Annotated in this window: 16 protein-coding genes; 11 read left to right on the forward strand and 5 right to left on the reverse strand. The window is 29.8% G+C overall.

All coding sequences use genetic code 11. The features are described 5' to 3' along the window. Positions 1 to 14: 14 nt before the first annotated feature. The 4 genes from BXQ17_RS12695 to rpsO all read right to left on the reverse strand — a co-directional run bounded on the left by BXQ17_RS12695 (position 15) and on the right by rpsO (position 5,490). Positions 15 to 1,499, reverse strand: a complete 1,485-nt coding sequence (locus tag BXQ17_RS12695) for an OmpA family protein (protein WP_077810997.1) — start codon at positions 1,497 to 1,499, stop codon at positions 15 to 17. A gap of 71 nt (positions 1,500 to 1,570) precedes the next feature. Beyond that, positions 1,571 to 2,695, reverse strand: coding sequence for a 2-amino-4-hydroxy-6-hydroxymethyldihydropteridine diphosphokinase (gene folK, locus BXQ17_RS12700; RefSeq protein ID WP_077810998.1), 1,125 nt, complete (start codon positions 2,693 to 2,695; stop codon positions 1,571 to 1,573). 109 nt (positions 2,696 to 2,804) lie between these two features. Next, the gene (locus tag BXQ17_RS12705) at positions 2,805 to 5,033 is read right to left on the reverse strand and encodes a polyribonucleotide nucleotidyltransferase (protein ID WP_077810999.1); all 2,229 of its coding nucleotides are present in this window, start codon (positions 5,031 to 5,033) and stop codon (positions 2,805 to 2,807) included. Positions 5,034 to 5,220: 187 nt separating this feature from the next. Next, positions 5,221 to 5,490 carry a 30S ribosomal protein S15 gene (rpsO, locus tag BXQ17_RS12710; protein ID WP_077811000.1) on the reverse strand — a complete coding sequence of 90 codons (270 nt, stop codon included), beginning with the start codon at positions 5,488 to 5,490 and terminating at the stop codon, positions 5,221 to 5,223. Between the two features lie 481 nt (positions 5,491 to 5,971). On the opposite strand from rpsO, the gene BXQ17_RS12715 reads away from it, so the two are divergent. Genes BXQ17_RS12715 through BXQ17_RS12730 form a run of 4 tightly spaced genes read left to right on the forward strand, consistent with a single transcriptional unit; the run spans position 5,972 to position 9,893 of the window. Beyond that, a complete protein-coding gene (locus tag BXQ17_RS12715) occupies positions 5,972 to 6,796 on the forward strand; it encodes a prephenate dehydratase (protein ID WP_077811001.1) in 825 nt (274 codons plus the stop codon). Continuing rightward, complete coding sequence (locus BXQ17_RS12720; RefSeq protein WP_077811002.1) at positions 6,793 to 7,935, forward strand: pyridoxal phosphate-dependent aminotransferase; 1,143 nt, start codon at positions 6,793 to 6,795, stop codon at positions 7,933 to 7,935. The genes BXQ17_RS12715 and BXQ17_RS12720 overlap by 4 nt, the downstream gene beginning before the upstream one ends. Before the next feature lie 3 nt (positions 7,936 to 7,938). Then, on the forward strand, positions 7,939 to 8,790 hold the full coding sequence (locus BXQ17_RS12725; RefSeq protein ID WP_077811003.1) for a prephenate dehydrogenase: 852 nt from the start codon (positions 7,939 to 7,941) through the stop codon (positions 8,788 to 8,790). A 20-nt stretch (positions 8,791 to 8,810) separates the two neighbouring features. Further along, positions 8,811 to 9,893, forward strand: a complete 1,083-nt coding sequence (locus tag BXQ17_RS12730) for a bifunctional 3-deoxy-7-phosphoheptulonate synthase/chorismate mutase type II (RefSeq protein WP_077811004.1) — start codon at positions 8,811 to 8,813, stop codon at positions 9,891 to 9,893. A gap of 41 nt (positions 9,894 to 9,934) precedes the next feature. Here the strand turns inward: BXQ17_RS12730 and BXQ17_RS12735 are convergent, their stop codons facing one another. Next, positions 9,935 to 10,582 carry a hypothetical protein gene (locus BXQ17_RS12735; RefSeq protein WP_077811005.1) on the reverse strand — a complete coding sequence of 216 codons (648 nt, stop codon included), beginning with the start codon at positions 10,580 to 10,582 and terminating at the stop codon, positions 9,935 to 9,937. Positions 10,583 to 10,685: 103 nt separating this feature from the next. On the opposite strand from BXQ17_RS12735, the gene rsgA reads away from it, so the two are divergent. The 7 genes from rsgA to BXQ17_RS12770 all read left to right on the forward strand — a co-directional run bounded on the left by rsgA (position 10,686) and on the right by BXQ17_RS12770 (position 18,170). After that, positions 10,686 to 11,651: a ribosome small subunit-dependent GTPase A gene (gene rsgA, locus BXQ17_RS12740; RefSeq protein WP_077811006.1), complete on the forward strand. Its 966-nt coding sequence runs from the start codon at positions 10,686 to 10,688 to the stop codon at positions 11,649 to 11,651. A 24-nt stretch (positions 11,652 to 11,675) separates the two neighbouring features. Further along, complete coding sequence (gene dtd / locus BXQ17_RS12745; protein WP_077811007.1) at positions 11,676 to 12,128, forward strand: D-aminoacyl-tRNA deacylase; 453 nt, start codon at positions 11,676 to 11,678, stop codon at positions 12,126 to 12,128. Between the two features lie 5 nt (positions 12,129 to 12,133). Then, positions 12,134 to 12,775, forward strand: a complete 642-nt coding sequence (locus BXQ17_RS12750; protein WP_077811008.1) for a TatD family hydrolase — start codon at positions 12,134 to 12,136, stop codon at positions 12,773 to 12,775. Next, complete coding sequence (locus BXQ17_RS12755; protein WP_077811009.1) at positions 12,775 to 13,488, forward strand: ThiF family adenylyltransferase; 714 nt, start codon at positions 12,775 to 12,777, stop codon at positions 13,486 to 13,488. The genes BXQ17_RS12750 and BXQ17_RS12755 overlap by 1 nt, the downstream gene beginning before the upstream one ends. A gap of 77 nt (positions 13,489 to 13,565) precedes the next feature. After that, entirely contained in the window at positions 13,566 to 14,198 is a 633-nt protein-coding gene (locus BXQ17_RS12760) for a YceI family protein (RefSeq protein WP_077811010.1), read from the forward strand. 91 nt (positions 14,199 to 14,289) lie between these two features. Next, the gene (locus tag BXQ17_RS12765; protein ID WP_077811011.1) at positions 14,290 to 16,200 is read left to right on the forward strand and encodes a DUF3857 domain-containing protein; all 1,911 of its coding nucleotides are present in this window, start codon (positions 14,290 to 14,292) and stop codon (positions 16,198 to 16,200) included. A 5-nt stretch (positions 16,201 to 16,205) separates the two neighbouring features. Next, positions 16,206 to 18,170, forward strand: coding sequence for a DUF3857 domain-containing protein (locus tag BXQ17_RS12770; RefSeq protein ID WP_077811422.1), 1,965 nt, complete (start codon positions 16,206 to 16,208; stop codon positions 18,168 to 18,170). Positions 18,171 to 18,228: the final 58 nt, after the last annotated feature.

An 18,228-nucleotide genomic window follows, 5' to 3' on the forward strand; every position in this document is an offset into this window, starting at 1 on the left:
TTTATGGTTTTAGATTACTCTAAAGAACCAGAAGGTTTAATCTCTACTCTTCTGTTTAGTTGTCTACCACCAGCGTTTTCGTTAGAGAATTTAGGTCTAGATTCTCCAAATCCTTTTGCGCTAAGGTTATCACTACTAATACCTTCTTTAATCATGTATTTTCTAACTGCATTTGCTCTTCTTTGAGATAAGTACAAGTTATATCTATCACTGTTTCTGTCATCTGTATGTCCTTCAATAAGGAACTTAACATTTGGCACTTGCTTCATTAATTTAACAATCTTATCAATAGTACTAAAAGATATAGTTTTAATTCTATCACTGTTAGTATCAAAGTATATACTAGTTGCTAATAATGCAATTTGATTGTTAATGTTAGACGCATTGTTAGTATTTTGTTCTGGTTTAGGACAACCTCTGTTCTCTACAGTTCCTGGAGTTGCAGGACAAAGATCTTTACCATCCATAATACCGTCGCCATCAGAATCTACATTTAATGGGCAACCTTCGTTAGATTCAGGACCATATTCTAAAGGACATTTGTCTTTGTGGTCTGGTAAACCATCTTTATCAGAATCTACAGCTTTACCATTACCATAAACCATTACACCTGCAGGCGTATTTGGTTCTATGTCTAATTCATCCATTACACCATCCTTGTCGGTATCAACAATTTGAAATTTACCTCTATTGTCTCCGTTTTCGTCACCCCAAATGGTAAATACTTTCTTTTTTCCTAATTTAAAAGATACACCTATACTAGAAACAAAAAATGTTTCCCAATCTTGTTTATTAGATATTGCAGCATCTAAATGATCTTCGTAGTTAAAGTACATACCTGTTCTAAACTCTAAATCAAGTTTTTTATTCAATCTTCTTTTAAGACCAAATTGTGCAGATAAATAAATAGAACTTGCTGCATTTTGGCTATTTCTTGATGGATTAAATCCAAAATCTACAATTTCTACATTTCTACCATCAGAAAATCTTTCATATAATGTAGAGTTGTATTGATGATAACCAACACCAAAATAACCAGCAGCGTGCCATTTTGAAGCTGCTGTTTGATATAAGTTTGTAAAACTAAAAATTAAATTTAGTTCTGCACCATAAGCTGCACCTTCAAAGTTTAAGTTATCTTGATTTACTACTTTGTTTTCAGAATAAAGTACAAAGTAATTAGATTCATTAGAAAAATATTGAGCTCCACCAGAAATTTTATTGTAAGAAACTTTAAATTCTAAACCTAAAAGTGGGTTAAACATTTTATTTACATAAGCATAACCACCAAAGTTAAAGTAATTGGTATCATCTCCTGTACCAATAGAACGCAAATCTCCGTGCATAATAAAGTTACTAAAACCACCACCAACAGCCCAACTGTTAGAGTTTTCTAAATCTATTCTATTTCCGTAAGTAATTTCGTCTGTAGTAAATTGACTAAATATTGCAGTGCTTGATAAACAAGTTAAAATTGCAATTAAAAAAATTCTCCTCATTGTGGGTATAGTATATAATATTTAACAAATTTGGGGGGAATTAATATCGGTGCAAAAGTATAATATTTTTTTTAATTATACTTTATTTTATTTATGATAAAATTGTAATCTTTTTTGTTGTTAACAAAGTCTATTTCAGACACATCTATAATTAATAAGTTCAGGTTTTCTTGCGTTGATATAAAGCTTTTATAACCGTCGTGTATTTTTTTTAGATATTCAGATTCAATATTTTGCTCGTATGTTCTTCCCCTTTTTTTAATATTCTCTAAAAGTCGCTCTGTATTTTGATATAAGTACACATAAAGATCTGGTTTAGTAATTTCTTTATATATTAAATTAAACATTTTTCGATACAATAAGTACTCATCATTAGATAAAGTAACTTGCGCGAATATTAAAGATTTAAAAATATAATAATCTGAAACAATGAAGTTCTTAAATAAGTCGAATTGTGCTAAATCATCGCTAAGTTGTTGATATCGGTCGGCCAAAAAACTCATTTCTAAAGGGAAAGCGTATCTATCTTTATCTTCATAAAATTTAGGTAAAAACGGGTTGTCTGCAAATCTCTCTAATACTAATTTTGCATTAAATTCATCAGACATCATTTTAGCTAAAGAAGTTTTACCAGCACCAATATTACCTTCTATAGCAATGTAATTGTATTTCTCTGTAATTGGTATTGGTCTTACCAATTGTTCGCTTATTTTTTCTATTTCAGATTGATCGGTGCAACCTTGTAAGCATACATTGATTTGTTTTTTTTCTATTGGATGAATTACATTAGATGCTATTTCTTCTAAAGGAACCATTACAAATTTTCTTTGTAACATTTTAGAGTGTGGTACAATTAGATTTTTAGAAAATATAATTTCGTCTTCAAATAATAAAACATCAATATCGATATTTCGATTTTCGTAATTTTCTGAAGATGTACGTTCTCGACCAAGCTCTTGTTCAATTGATAGGACATCTTTTAGTAAAGTGTCTGGTGGTAAATATGTTGAGACTTTAATACATACATTGTAAAAGTTGTTACCTTCAAAACCCCAAGAAGCAGTTTTATAAATTGATGATATTTTTTGAATTGCGCCAATTTTGTCTCCAATTAAGTTGATGGCTTTTTGGAGGTTTTCTAGCTTATTTCCTTGGTTTGTACCTAAAGATAAATATGTAATACGTTGAATTTTCATATAGAGAGTACAAAGAAAATAAAAGCATTTAGATTATTACGTTTTAAACAAAAAAAATCGCCAAAATAATTTTGGCGATTTTTAGTATTTAGATAAAAAAGTTTAAAAATTAGTCTTTTTTATTTTCTCTAGGTTTTCTGTCATCACGTCTGTTATCTCTTCCGCGGTTGTCTCTACCTCCAGAACGCTTATCGTCTCTTGGTGGTCTAGCAACATAACCTTCTGGCTTTTCTAATAAAGCTTTTCTAGAAACTTTTTCTTTTCTAGTTCTTGGGTCAATTCCGAAATATTTAACATCTAAAATGTCTCCTAATTTTACAACATCAGAAACATTGTCTGTACGTTCCCATGCAAGTTCACTTACGTGTAATAAAACTTCGTTTCCTGGAGCTTCTGTATATTCTACAACAGCACCAAAATCTAACATTTTAATTACTTTTACTTCGTAAACAGAACCCTTTTCTGGTTTAAACATCATAGATTCTATTTTAGAAATAACAGCTTCTATACCTTCTGGTTTTGTTCCTAAAATCTCTATAATTCCTTCTTCTGTTACAGCATCTTCTGTAATTACAATTGTAGTTTCAGTTTCTTTCTGTAATTCTTGAATGTGTTTACCACCTGGTCCAATAAATGCACCAATTAATTCGTTAGGAATTCTTCTGTTAACCATTTTCGGTGCATGAGCTTTTACTTCTGCACTTGGTGCCTCAATAGTATCAGTTAATTTACCTAAAATATGTAAACGACCATCACGAGCTTGTTTTAAAGCATTCACTAAAATCTCGTAACTTAATCCTTTAATTTTAATATCCATTTGACATGCAGTAATACCTTCTGCAGTACCAGTCACTTTAAAGTCCATATCACCTAAATGATCTTCATCACCTAAAATATCAGATAAAACAGCATAACGATCACCATCAGAAATTAATCCCATAGCAATACCAGAAACTGGTCTTGTTAATTTTACACCAGCATCCATTAAAGCCATTGTACCTGCACAAACTGTAGCCATAGAAGAAGAACCGTTAGATTCTAATACTTCTGATACAACTCTTACTGTATATGGGCAATCATCAGGAATCATTCCTTTTAAACCACGTTGTGCTAAATTACCATGACCAACTTCTCTACGAGATGTTCCTCTTAATGGTCTAGCTTCACCTGTACAAAAAGGAGGGAAGTTATAATGTAAATAGAAAGATTCTTCACCTTCATAAGATGGCATGTCTATTTTGTTAGCTTCTCTAGAAGTTCCTAAAGTTACTGTTGCTAATGCTTGAGTTTCACCACGAGTAAAAATAGAAGAACCGTGTGTAGACGGTAAGTAATCTACTTCACACCAAATTGGCCTAATTTCATCAGTTTTTCTTCCGTCTAAACGAATTCCTTCACTTAAAGTTAATTCTCTTACTGCTTCTTTTTCTGCTTTGCTGTAGTATTTAGATACTAAACCACCAAATTCTTCTAATTCTTCTTCTGTAAAAGTAGCAATTACTTCTTCTTTTACTGCTGCAAATGCAGCACCACGTTCTGCTTTAGAAGTTCCTTGTTTTGCAATCGCATAACATTTATCGTAAGCTAAATCGTGTATTTTTTTTGCTAATTCTTCATTTTGTTCTGCAGTAGCGTACTCACGTACTTCTTTTTTACCAAAAGCTTCTGCTAAAGCTACTTGTGCTTTAATTTGAACTTTAATAGATTCGTGTGCAAATTTAATTGCATCTGCCATTTCTTCTTCAGAAATTTCATCCATTTCACCTTCTACCATCATAACAGAATCTGCAGAGGCACCAATCATCATATCGATATCAGACTCTGCTAATTGTGCTCTACTTGGGTTGATAACGAATTCTCCGTTTACTCTTGCAACACGTGCTTCAGAAATTGGGCATTCGAAAGGAAAATCACTTAATTGTATAGCGGCAGAAGCGGCTAAACCTGCTAATGCATCTGGCATAACATCTTCATCATGAGACATTAACTGTATCATAACTTGAGTTTCTGCGTGGTAATCTTTTGGAAACAACGGACGTAAAACTCTGTCTACTAAACGCATTGTTAATACTTCACCATCACTTGGTCTTGCTTCTCTTTTAAAGAAACCACCAGGATAACGACCTGCAGCGGCAAATTTTTCTCTATAATCTACCGTAAGAGGTAAAAAGTCTACATCTGCTTGTTTGTAATTAGATACTACTGTACATAATAACATTGCTTTTCCCATTTGAACAACAACAGAACCGTGTGCTTGTTTTGCTAATTTACCGGTTTCTAATGAGATGGTTCTTCCATCACCAAGGTCTATAACCTCTTTAAATACTTTTGGAATCATAAAATTTTAATTCTAATTTTTTAATACTTTGTGTTGTTGTGTTGTTGTTTGTTGTTGCAATGGAAATTCAAAAATGCTGTTACTATTTTTGATTTTTTATATTGTTGCTGATGTAGTTAGCATCAGACTTTTTAAATTTATTGTAATAAAAAAGAGGCACGTTTATAGAGCCTCTTTTTTGTGAGAATTATTTTCTAATTCCTAATTCTTTGATAATCGCACGATATCTGTTGATTTCAGTTTTCTTTAGATAATCTAATAAACTTCTACGTTTACCTACCATCATTACTAATGAACGCTCTGTATTAAAATCTTTACGATTTCTTTTTAAATGTTCTGTTAAATGGTTAATTCTGTGCGTAAATAACGCGATTTGCCCTTCTGAAGAACCAGTATCGTTTTTTCCTTTACCGTGTTTTTCGAAAATGCTTTCTTTAACTTCTTTAGTTAAGTACATGCCAATATTATTTAAATGATTATTATGTATATCAACGAAATTTTTTCATTGAAGGTGCAAATATACTATTATTTTTCTGATAAAAATAAATCTTGTATAAAGAAATTGCAATACAATAATCTCATTTTAATGGCTTGATAACCTATATCTTAATAGGGTAATAATATATTAAGATATTAACTTTACGATACATTGATTAATTATTAAAGAAATTCATAAAACCAGTACTTTTTATTAAGTATATTTTACCAAATTGTCAATTCTTTTATAAAAAATGCGATATAATTTGTTTGTCTCAATATAATCTTTAGATTTGTCACATCAATAAAGAGAATCAATATGTTAAATAACACTTGGGCACGTTTCTATTTTTACTTTTACTTTTTTAGTGAGAGGAGAGACTTTGTATCATGTTATTAAACAAAAAAAAAATATATAAAGTCTCGAATTTAATTCGAGACTTTTTTTTTGATATCAATTCATGAAAAAAGTAATCGCTATACAAGGAGCCGAAGGTTCAAATCATCATAAAGTTGCAAGAGACTTTTATGGTGCATCTATAGATTTAATAGAATGCATGTCTTTTGATACTTTGGTAGATAATTTATTAGATGCAACAGCAAGCCTTGGTGTTATGGCTATCGAAAATACAATTGCAGGTTCTATTATACCAAATTATGCATTAATTGATAAAAATAATTTACATATTACCGGTGAAGAATATCTAAATATTCACCATCATTTAATGGCTTTAGAAGGTCAGAAAATAGGAGATATCAAAGAAGTTTGGTCGCATCCGATGGCATTATTACAATGTAAAGAGTTCTTTAAAAAATATCCGCAGATAAAATTAGTAGAAGATGTAGATACTGCAGAAGTAGCAAAGAGAATTTCTAACGAAAATTTAATTGGTATTGCAGCTATTGCTCCAAAAATTGCTGCAGAAATTTTTAATTTAGAGGTAATAGAAGATGAAATTCAAACAATAAAAGACAATGCAACAAGATTTGTAATTGTACAAACAACAGCGCCAGAAATAAACGAAAAAGTTAATAAGGCATCTTTAAAATTTCAATTAGATCATAAAAGAGGAAGTTTAGCAGCAATATTAAATGTGTTAAGCGATTGTAAAATGAATTTAACTAAAATACAGTCTTTACCGGTTATAGAATCTCCTTGGAAATATTCATTTTTTGTAGATGTTACTTTTGATGCTTACAAAGATTACGAAAAAGCAAAAGCTATTATAGAAATAATGGCAGAAGAATTTAAGATATTAGGAACGTATAAAAATGGGAGAAAATGATTAAAGCTGCCAAAAGATTAGATACAGTACAAGAATATTATTTCTCTAAAAAATTAAGAGAAGTTAGAGGTTTAGCTGCTGAAGGAAAACCTATTATTAATATGGGAATTGGTTCTCCGGATTTACAACCGCCCACAAAAGTATTAGACGCAATTTCTAATAGTTTGGGTGATTCGAGTGCACATAAATATCAATCTTACCAAGGTTTACCAGAATTAAGAAATGCAATTTCAAATTTTTATAAAAGCAAGTTTTCTGTAGATGCAAATCCAGAAAATGAAATTTTGCCTTTAATGGGAAGTAAAGAAGGAATTATGCATATTTCTATGGCTTTTCTAAACGAAGGCGATAAAGTTTTAATTCCGAATCCTGGTTATCCAACGTATACATCTGTAACAAAATTAGTGGGTGCAGAACCATTGTTTTACAATTTAAGTGATGCAACCAATTGGCAACCAGATTTTGAAGCATTAGAAAATCTAGATTTATCTAATGTAAAAATTATGTGGGTAAATTATCCGCATATGCCAACAGGTACAGATGCAACATTAATAACTTTTCAAAAATTAGTAGCATTTGGTAAAAAGCATAATATTTTAATTGTAAATGATAATCCGTATAGTTTTATTTTAAATGATAACCCTATTAGTATTCTACAAGTTGATGGCGCAAAAGACATTGCTTTAGAATTGAATTCTTTAAGTAAAACTTTTAATATGGCTGGTTGGCGAGTTGGTATGTTGTTAGGAAATGCAACATATATCAACGAAGTTTTAAAAGTAAAGTCTAATATGGATTCTGGTATGTTTTACGGAATTCAAAAAGGAGCTATAGAAGCTTTACAATTATCTGATAGTTGGTTTTCTGATCAAAATAAAATTTACGAAGAACGTAGAAAATTAATCTGGCAGTTGGCAGATAAATTAAACGCCACTTATAATAAAAATGCAACAGGTTTATTTGTATGGGCAAAAATACCAGAAAGTAAAAAATCTGAAGAAGTAACAGATGCGGTTTTATACGATAATGATATTTTTATAACACCAGGTACAATTTTTGGTTCTCAAGGAGAAGGTTATATAAGATTTTCTTTGTGTGTAACAACAGATGTAATTAAAGAAGCAATATCAAGATTATAGGTTATGAATAATATTTACATGATTGGTATTGGTTTAATTGGTGGTAGTTTTGCTATCGATATTAAAAACCACAATCCAGAAGCAGTAATTCACGGAATTAGTAGAAAAGACGAAACGTTAAATAAAGCTTTAGAATTAAAATTAATTGATAAAAAAGCGACATTAGACGATTTAGAAAATGCAGATTTAGTAATTGTTTCAATTCCGGTAGATGCAACTGTAAAATTATTACCAACAATTTTAGATAAAATTTCTGATAATACGTTGGTTGTAGATGCAGGTTCAACAAAAGAAGCAATTTGTAAAGTTGTTGAACATCATCCAAAAAGACGTAATTTTTTAGCAGCACACCCAATTGCCGGTACAGAAAATTCAGGACCGTCAGCAGCGATTTCTGGCTTATATAAAGGGAAAACGAATATAATTTGCGAAGTAGAAAAAACAACTTTTAAATTGCAAGAAAAAGCATTAGACCTTTTTAGAGCTATTGGAATGCGTATTCGTTACATGGATCCTGTTTCGCATGACAAGCATATTGCGTATGTTTCGCACTTATCTCACATTAGCGCATTTATGTTAGGTAAAACAGTAATAAACAAAGAAAAAAACGAGCGCGATATTTTTGATATGGCAGGTTCTGGTTTTGCATCAACAGTGCGTTTGGCAAAAAGTTCGCCAGCAATGTGGACACCAATTTTTAAACAAAACAAAGAAAACGTAATAGAAACGTTAGAAGAATACATCAATAATTTACAAAAATTTAAAGAATTGATGCAACAAGATAATTTCTCTGAAATTTTTAATGAAATGGAGAATACAAATTATATAAAACAAATTTTAAACGGCATAAAATAAGAGCCAAAACAAGTAGAACAATGAAGAATACAAAAGAATTAAGAACATGGTTGGATGATATGAAACTAGATCATCCACTAGTAATAGCAGGGCCTTGTAGTGCAGAAACCGAAGAACAGGTTTTAAAAATCGCACACGAATTAAAAGATTCTGATGTAAACTATTATAGAGCAGGAATTTGGAAACCTAGAACAAGACCAGGAAATTTTGAAGGTGTTGGTGCATTAGGTTTAGGTTGGCTTAAAAAAGTAAAAGAACAAACAGGCATGAAAACCTGTACAGAAGTTGCCAATGCAGCGCACTGTAAATTAGCCATAGAGCATGATGTAGATTTACTTTGGATTGGTGCAAGAACAGCTGTATCTCCATTTATTATGCAAGAAATTGCAGATGCGTTACACGGTACAGATAAAATTGTTTTAGTAAAAAACCCAATAAACCCAGATTTAGCTTTATGGTTAGGTGGTATCGAACGTTTGTATACAGCAGATATTAAAAATTTAGGAGCAATTCATAGAGGTTTTTCTACATACGAAAAAACAAAATATAGAAATGTTCCAGAATGGCAAATTGCTATCGAGTTTCAAAATAAATTTCCAGATTTACCATTAATTTGCGATCCATCTCATATTACAGGTAACAGAGAAATGATTTTTGATGTTTCTCAAACTGCCTTAGATTTAAACTTCGATGGTTTAATGATAGAAACACATTTCGATCCAGATAACGCATGGTCAGATGCTGCACAACAAGTTACACCAACGAAGTTAAAGCAAATCATGGAAGATCTAAAAATTAGAAAAGAAACAAACACAGAAGCAGAATACAAAAGCAGTTTAGATAATCTAAGAGCGCAAATTAACGTGGTAGATAACCAGTTGGTAGAAACTTTAGGAAAAAGAATGAAAATTGCAGATCAAATTGGAGCTTTAAAGAAAGATAAAAACGTTGCAGTTTTACAATCGAAACGTTGGAACGAAATCTTAGGAAACATGATTTTAGAAGGTGAAAGTAAAGGATTAAGTGAAGAGTTTGTTTTAAAAATGTTTAAAGCAATTCATCAAGAATCTATCAATCATCAAGAAAAAATTATTAAAGGATAGTTTTCTTGTTTTAATAAAAAAACCGCCAATTGGCGGTTTTTTTATTTTTTCTTGGTGTAAGATAGTCTTCTAGAAGCTTTTCTCATTAATTTATTTATTAGATCATCTGGGCTGCTACCTATTGAGCCTCTAACTTTTTTGTTATAATTCCATAATAAAACACCATCTGTTGCATTGTGTACACTCATATTAATTGTAGCACTATTTGTTGTACCCCAAAAACCTACAAGTAAACCAAGTGCAACAGAAGCTCCTTCAGACATTGGTTTTGTTGTTTTGTAAGTTCCTGAAATAACAGAGTCAACTCCTAAAATTTTTGCAATTTCTTCTAAAGTATATTCTTTTATGTTTTCTTGAGTTATGTTCTTTTTTCTTAATAATGCTGTCGTTTTGTTAGGGTCTTGTACTTCAGTTGTCTGTAAATCACCTCTTTTTTTTCTTTTTAAAAACCAAGAATACATTGCTAATTGTATACTTTTTCCTTCGTTTTTTTCAAGTTTTTCAAATTCTTCAGATGTCATTTTTTCTCTTTGCTTTGGTCTTAGTTTAACAGAAGCATCAAAAGGCAAAATTCCAATTATTTTATGATCTTTCGCAATTTCATCAAACTTGGGGTTTTCATAAAGACTTGTTTGAGCTGTTGTAATAATTGTTACCAAAAGTGTAACTAAAAGAGTAATTTTTTTCATTTGTTTTTTTTTAAAGAAGCGAATATACGAACTTATATATTTGCGGATAATGAAATATTACAACTTCTTTATATTTCATTTTTTTATTCTCATCTTTGTATTAATGATAGGAATCGTATACAAATCTACAGGAAGTTGGTATCAAGTAAAATCTACAGAAGGAGATTTTTATAAATGTAGAATCAAAGGAAAGTTTAGAATCAAAGGAATTAAAAGCACCAATCCTATTGCTGTAGGAGACAATGTTGTATTCGATATCGAAAAAAAAGGAGACGAAGAAACAGGTGTAATTAAAAAGATTTTAGACAGAGACAACTTTATTGTTAGAAAGTCTGTGAATCTTTCTAAGCAAACACATATTATTGCCGCTAATGTAGATCAGGTTTTTTTGTTAATTACAATTAATAATCCGCCAACTTTTACAACTTTTATAGATCGTTTTTTGGTTTCTACAAGAGCCTACAGAATAGATACAGTTTTGGTTTTTAATAAAATAGATTCGTACGAAATAGAAGAAAGAGCAGAAATTTTATACTTAAAAGACATTTACCAAGCAATAGGTTATACTTGTATAGAGGTTTCTGCAACAGAAAACAAAAATGTAAATCAAGTAAAAGAATTAATGCTAGGTAAAACATCTATGTTTGTTGGGCATTCTGGTGTTGGTAAATCTACATTAGTAAATGCTGTAGAACCTACTTTAGACCTAAAAACTAAAGAAATTTCCGATCAACATAGTCAAGGAAAACACACTACAACATTTGCAGAAATGTTCGATTTAAGTTTCGATGCAAAAATTATAGACACACCAGGAATTAAAGGTTTTGGAGTTGTAGATATAGATAAATACGAACTTGGAGATTATTTTCCTGAATTTTTTGCATTAAAGCAAGATTGTAAATTTAACAATTGTATACATATTAAAGAGCCGCAATGTGCTGTAAAAGATGCTTTAGAAAATGAAGAGATTTCTTGGTCTCGCTATAAAAGTTATCTTCAAATATTAAACGGAGAAGAAGAAAAAGAACATTTTAGAACAGATGTTTGGAATGAAGAAGACAACGAATAGCTGTTTTGTAAAATTTAAATTCTTATGAAAGTTGTTATACAAAGAGTTACAGAAGCAAGTGTAACCATAAATAAAATTAAAGTAGCAGCAATTAACCAAGGACTTTTAATTCTAGTTGGTATTGTAAACGAAGACACGCAAGAAGATATCGATTGGTTAGTGCGTAAAATTACAAATCTTAGAATTTTTAATGATGAAAACGGTGTAATGAATCAGTCTCTTTTAGATGCTAAAGGCGACGTAATCGTTGTAAGTCAGTTTACTTTACATGCTTCGACCAAAAAAGGAAATAGGCCAAGTTATATTAAAGCGGCAAAACCAGATGTTGCAATTCCGTTGTACGAAAACTTTGTAAAAACTCTTCAAAAAAATATCGATAAACAAGTGCAAACAGGTGAGTTTGGTGCAGACATGAAAGTAGCGCTTTTAAATGATGGACCAGTTACAATTATTATAGATTCTAAAAACAAAGAATAGTTTTTATGAATTATTTCGATGCACATACGCATACTTTTTCTAAAGAAGAAAATGTTTTGTCTGTTGTAAATAAATATCCCGTATCAGAAAATTTTTCGCATCCATTTTCAATTGGTATTCATCCTTGGTTTATTAAAGTAAAAACACTTAATACACAATTTACTGTTTTAGAAGAAAATATACAGCATAAAAATTGTTTAGCTATAGGAGAGTGTGGTTTAGATAAATTAACAGAGGTCGATTTTCAAACTCAGAAAGAAGTATTTGTTAAACAAATTCAATTGTCAGAAAAATATAAAAAGCCGTTAATAATTCATTGTGTTAAAGCACATCAAGAAATAATTGAGTTAAAAAAAACATTAAAACCTAAACAAGTTTGGGTGTTTCACGGATTTAATAAAAGCTTGCAACTTGCAGAAAGTTGTCTTAAAAACGGAATTATATTGTCTTTTGGAAAGGCAATTATCAATAGAAATAAAATAGCAGAGGTTTTTAAAAAATTGCCATTAAACGCTATTCTTTTAGAAACAGATAATGATGATGTAACTATTTTTGATGTTTACAAAAAAGCATCAGAAATTAAAAATATTGAAGTAACAGAACTTCAAAAACAAGTAGAGCAAAATTTTAAAAATATATTTATTTAATGAGTTGGTTAGAGCGCACAGAGTTATTGGTGCAAAAAGAAGGTTTAGAAAAATTAAAGAATGCCAATATTTTAGTAGTTGGTTTAGGTGGTGTTGGTTCTTATGCAGCAGAATTTATAGCTAGAGCAGGTGTAAATAAAATGACAATTGTAGATGGTGATGTTTTTGATGAAACAAATAAAAATAGACAATTACCAGCTTTAAACTCTACAATTGGTAAGCCAAAAGTAACAGTTTTAGCAGAAAGATTAAAAGATATCAATCCTACTATAGAATTAACAGTTTTGCAAGAATTTTTATCTCCAGAAAGAGCTTATGAAATTGTATCTAAAGATTTTGATTATGTATTAGATTGTATAGATAGTATTACACCAAAAGTTAATTTAATTGTAGCAGCTAGAAGAAAAAAAGTTAAAATTATTTCTTCTATGGGAGCCGGTGGTAAATTAGATGCAACTAAGATTAAGGTAAAAGATATTTCTAAAACTAAAAATTGTACAATGGCAAGAGTTTTAAGAAAACGACTAAAAGAAAGAAAGGTAGATAAGGGTGTTAAAGCTGTTTTTTCTGATGAAGTTCAAATTCCGGAGAGTGTAAAAATTACAGACGGAACCAACTTTAAGAAATCGTATTATGGTACAATAAGCTTTATGCCTGCAGCGTTTGGTTTGCAAGCAGCAGCACATGTTGTTAATTTTATTATAAAAAAGTAAAAAATATTTTCCAAGGAAAATAAAAGCGTTGTATATTTGCCATGGAAAATATTTTAAACTAATTAAATTAAAGTAATATGAAAAAAGTAGTTTTATCATTAGTATTAGTAGCATCAGTTTTAACTGCATGTAAAAGTGAAAAGAAAGAAAAAGTAGAAGCTAAAGAAGAAGTAAAAGTAGAAGCTACGCAAGATTTAAATAATGTAGATGTTGCTAGTTCTGTAATTACTTGGAAAGGTACAAAGCCAACAGGTGCACACAACGGTACAATTATGTTAAAAGAAGGTTCTTTAAACGTAGAAGAAGGTAAGTTAGTTGGTGGTACTTTTGTTGTTGATATGTCTTCTATGAAAAATGAAGATTTAGATGCAGAAGGTGGTGCAAAATTAGTTGGGCATTTATCAGCTCCAGACTTTTTTGATGTTGCAAAATACCCAATGTCTAAATTTGTTATTACTAATGTAGAAGAAGCAGAAGGTAAATTAGCTGTAACAGGTAATTTAACAGTAAAAGATGTTACAAAAAGCATAACAATACCTGCTACTTTAACTACAGAAGGAAATGTTACAACATTTAAAAGTGAAAAATTTAATGTAGATAGAGCAGATTTTAATGTAAAATACGGTTCAAAAAAATTCTTTGATAACTTAAAAGATAAGTTTATTGATGATATGATTGAGTTTTCTTTTACAGTTAACACAAAAGCATAATTTGATTTAAACTTTAGATCGAAAAATTATAAACCCAAAACGAAAGTTTTGGGTTTTCTTTTTATATTGCATCGCTATAAAAAAATGTTGCATGAAAAAAAGTTCTTACCTGGCATTCATTTGCCTATTTTTTACCTTTTACATAATTAAGGCCCAAGAAACTGATTACTCTTACCAATCTATACCAGTTAATTTATTAGAAAATGCAAATGCAGTTGTAAGAGATAATTCTATAGAAATTACAATAGAAGATTTCGATAGAATGACTGTTCAAAAAAGAGAAGTTGTAACCGTTCTAAATAAATTAGGTAATGTAGATGCTAGATTAGTAGAAGGTTATGATGAAGACACAAAGATTACAGATTTATCTGTAAAAGTTTTTGATGCTAATGGTACAGAAATTAAAAAGTATAAAAAAAGAGATTTTATAGATGTAAGCGCTGTAGATGGCGGTACATTATACTCAGACTCTAGAGTAAAATACTTAGACTATACACCAATATCTTATCCTTATACAGTTGTTTTCGAATCAGAATATAAAACATCAACAACGGGTTTTATACCTTGGTGGCAACCTATAAATGGTTATTATGTTTCAGTCGAAAAAAGTTCGTATAAAATTAATAATCCAAAGAAAATTCCGTGGAGAACAAAAAAAACAAACTTTAAAGATTTTGCAGTAAAAGAATTAGAAAATGACTCTGAAATACTTTTTACAATAGAAAATCAACCAGGTTATAAACAAGAAAATTCAACAGTTCATTACAGAGAAATATTACCAAAAGCCTTAATTGCATTAAATAATTTTTCATTAAAAGGTGTAGCAGGCTCATATAAAAACTGGCAAGAATTTGGTTTGTGGATGCATTCTAAACTATTAAAAGGTAGAGATGTTTTAGATGCTGGCACAATATCAGCAATAAAAAACTTAGTAAAAGATATCGAAGATCCTATAGAAAAAGCAAAACTAGTGTATCAATATATGCAAAACAAAACAAGATACATAAGTGTACAAGTTGGTATTGGTGGTTGGGAACCAATAGCAGCGAAAGAAGTAGATAGAGTTGGTTACGGTGATTGTAAGGGTTTAACTAATTATACAAAAGCTTTATTAAATGTTGCTGGTGTAACTTCTTATTATACAGTTGTATATGCTGATGAAAAAAGAGATATAGATAAAGATTTTTCGTCTATGCAAGGAAATCATGTGATTTTAAATATTCCTACAAAAGATAAGGATGTTTGGTTAGAATGTACAAGTCAAGATATGCCTTTTGGTTTTTTAGGCGATTTTACACATGATAGAAACGTTTTGGTTGTTACACCAGAAGGCGGTGTTATTAAAAGAACAGCTTCTTATAAGGATGAAAAAAATTTACAGGTAACTTCTGCAGATATTCAGTTGAATAAAGATGGTTCTTTAAAAGCTATATTAAATATTGTTTCAAAAGGATTACAATATGATGATAAACAACATTTTGATACGTACACGAACGAAGAGTTAATAAAAACTTATAAATCTAATATTTGGTCTTATAATAATAACACTGATATAGAATCTGTAAAGATTAAGAATGATAAAAAAGAGATAATATTTGAAGAGGATATAATTTTAAATGTAAAAAATTATGCATCTATATCAGAATCTGAGTATTTGTTTAGAGTAAATGTATTCAACAGAAATAATTATGTGCCAAAAAGGTACCGAAAAAGAAAACTACCACTTAAAATTTATAGAGGCTATAAAGACGAAGACACATACAAAATAACCTTGCCAGAAAATTACGTATTGAGCGTGCTTCCATCAGAGAAAATTATTAATTCAAAGTTTGGTACGTATAAAGTTTCATTTACAAAGATTAATGAAAAATCTTTTATCTATTACAAAAGACTAATTATAAAAGAAGGGACTTATTCTAAAGAAGATTATAAATCTTACAGAACTTTTAGAAGAAGTATTGCCAAATATGAAAATTTAAGAATCGCAATAAATAAAAATTAATGAAAATGAAAAAAGTATTACCTCTACTATTATTATTATTAACAACCCAACTATCTATACTTGCCCAAGATTATAAATTTGGTAAAGTGAGTAAAGAAGAATTAGAAGAAAAATTTTATCCTTTAGATTCTACAGCAGATGCTGTTTACCTATTTAAAAAAAGAAGAACTTATTATGATTATATAACTAATAATGGTTTTCAATTGGTAACAGAGTTTCATGAAAGAATAAAGGTTTATAATAAAGAAGGCTTTAACATGGCAACCAAAGAAGTTGTTTATTATAAACCAGAATCTGGCGAAAGTGAATCTGTAAGTTCTATTAAAGGATATACTTTTAATTTAAATGGTAATAAAATTGAAAAAGAAAAGTTATCTACCAAAAGTATTTTTACAGAAAATATTAGCAAATTTAGAAGTGTTAAAAAGATTAGCATGCCTAAAGTTAAAGAGGGGTCTGTAATAGAGTTAAGATATAAAGTTTATTCGCCTTATGTACAATCAATATCAGATTTAAAACTGCAGTATCATATACCGGTTAAAAAATTAGATTACAGTGTAGAAATCCCAGAATATTATATTTTTAAGAAAAATACAATTGGTTATTATCCTGTAAAACAAATTAGAACTTCTAAAAACGGCAAGATTGGAGATACCAATTATAAGATTGAAGTTACAAGTTTCGTGGAAGAAAACATACCGGCTTTAAAAAATGATGAACCATTTGTTAGTAGTGTGAAAAACTATAGATCTGGTTTAAAATTCGAATTAACTCAAACAAACTTTATTAGTATCGGCGGAGATTTTAAATCTTACTCAAGCTCTTGGGAACAAGTCGCAAAACAAATTTATAAATCTTCTAGTTTCGGAGGAGAGTTGTCAAAATCGAGTTATTATAAAGACGATTTAAATAAAATTTTAGCAGAAAGTAAAACAGAGGTAGATAAGTTATTGAATATTTACAATTTTGTTAAACAAAGAGTTAAATGGAATGAATATTATGGTATTTATTCTGATAAAGGTGTAAGAAAAGCTTTTAAAGATAGAGTAGGTAATGTTGCAGATATTAATTTAATGCTAACATCTATGTTGCGTAATTCTGGCTTAAATGCAGATCCTGTTTTAGTAAGTACAAGAGCTAACGGAGTGCCTTTTTTTCCAACAATAGACGGTTTTAATTATGTTGTTTCTGTGGTCGAATTGTCTTCTGGAGGTTTGATTTTACTTGATGCTACAGAACCATATAGTACGCCAAATATTTTACCTAGAAGAGCATTGAATTGGAATGGGAGAAGAATCACAAAAGATGGTAACTCATCTTGGGTAAAATTAGCTACAACAAAACACGCAACAGAAGATAATAATATAATGGTTAATATTTCTGATGATTTAATGATTAACGGTCTTTACAGAACAAAGTTTAGTAATTTAAGTGCTTTAACTTATAGAAAAAACAACAATCACTTAACAGAAGAAGCTGTAGTAACAGGTTTAGAGGAAAAAACAAATGTAGAAATAGAAGATATTAAAATTTTAAATGATAAAAACATTTATAAGATACCTACAAGAACTATAAAGTTTAATAGCGACGGATTGATAGAAAGTATAAACGGTAAATTATATGTAGAACCATTATTATTTTTAACAGAACGTAGAAACCCTTTTAAATTAGAAGAAAGAAAGTTTCCGGTTGATTTTACAACACCATGGAAAGTGAAAAATGTAGTTTCAATTAAAATACCTGAAGGTTATAAGATTGAAGCTATACCAGAAAGTTTTGCGATTGGCTTACCAGATAATTTAGGAGTTTTTAAATATCAGATTCAAGAAAATGCTGGTAAAATTAGTACGATTAGTAGTATGCAATTTAATACAGCAATTGTATCTCCACAATATTACGAAAGTTTAAAAAAGTTTTATGGTGATTTAGTGAAAAAGCAAACTGAAAAAATTGTTTTAATAAAAATTTAAGCTAAAAAGTTAATTATATAAGCCCAAAACGAAAGTTTTGGGTTTTCTTTTTTATAAT

This window comes from Polaribacter sp. BM10, assembly GCF_002005425.1.
In the GTDB taxonomy this organism is placed as follows: Bacteria; Bacteroidota; Bacteroidia; order Flavobacteriales; family Flavobacteriaceae; genus Polaribacter; species Polaribacter marinaquae.

Coding starts and splice junctions, on each gene's coding strand:
- BXQ17_RS12695 (WP_077810997.1), bottom strand. CDS start 1,499: ATGAGGAGAATTTTTTTAATTGCAATTTTAACTTGTTTATCAAGCACT.
- folK (WP_077810998.1), bottom strand. CDS start 2,695: ATGAAAATTCAACGTATTACATATTTATCTTTAGGTACAAACCAAGGA.
- BXQ17_RS12705 (WP_077810999.1), bottom strand. CDS start 5,033: ATGATTCCAAAAGTATTTAAAGAGGTTATAGACCTTGGTGATGGAAGA.
- rpsO (WP_077811000.1), bottom strand. CDS start 5,490: ATGTACTTAACTAAAGAAGTTAAAGAAAGCATTTTCGAAAAACACGGT.
- BXQ17_RS12715 (WP_077811001.1), top strand. CDS start 5,972: ATGAAAAAAGTAATCGCTATACAAGGAGCCGAAGGTTCAAATCATCAT.
- BXQ17_RS12720 (WP_077811002.1), top strand. CDS start 6,793: ATGATTAAAGCTGCCAAAAGATTAGATACAGTACAAGAATATTATTTC.
- BXQ17_RS12725 (WP_077811003.1), top strand. CDS start 7,939: ATGAATAATATTTACATGATTGGTATTGGTTTAATTGGTGGTAGTTTT.
- BXQ17_RS12730 (WP_077811004.1), top strand. CDS start 8,811: ATGAAGAATACAAAAGAATTAAGAACATGGTTGGATGATATGAAACTA.
- BXQ17_RS12735 (WP_077811005.1), bottom strand. CDS start 10,582: ATGAAAAAAATTACTCTTTTAGTTACACTTTTGGTAACAATTATTACA.
- rsgA (WP_077811006.1), top strand. CDS start 10,686: ATGATAGGAATCGTATACAAATCTACAGGAAGTTGGTATCAAGTAAAA.
- dtd (WP_077811007.1), top strand. CDS start 11,676: ATGAAAGTTGTTATACAAAGAGTTACAGAAGCAAGTGTAACCATAAAT.
- BXQ17_RS12750 (WP_077811008.1), top strand. CDS start 12,134: ATGAATTATTTCGATGCACATACGCATACTTTTTCTAAAGAAGAAAAT.
- BXQ17_RS12755 (WP_077811009.1), top strand. CDS start 12,775: ATGAGTTGGTTAGAGCGCACAGAGTTATTGGTGCAAAAAGAAGGTTTA.
- BXQ17_RS12760 (WP_077811010.1), top strand. CDS start 13,566: ATGAAAAAAGTAGTTTTATCATTAGTATTAGTAGCATCAGTTTTAACT.
- BXQ17_RS12765 (WP_077811011.1), top strand. CDS start 14,290: ATGAAAAAAAGTTCTTACCTGGCATTCATTTGCCTATTTTTTACCTTT.
- BXQ17_RS12770 (WP_077811422.1), top strand. CDS start 16,206: ATGAAAAAAGTATTACCTCTACTATTATTATTATTAACAACCCAACTA.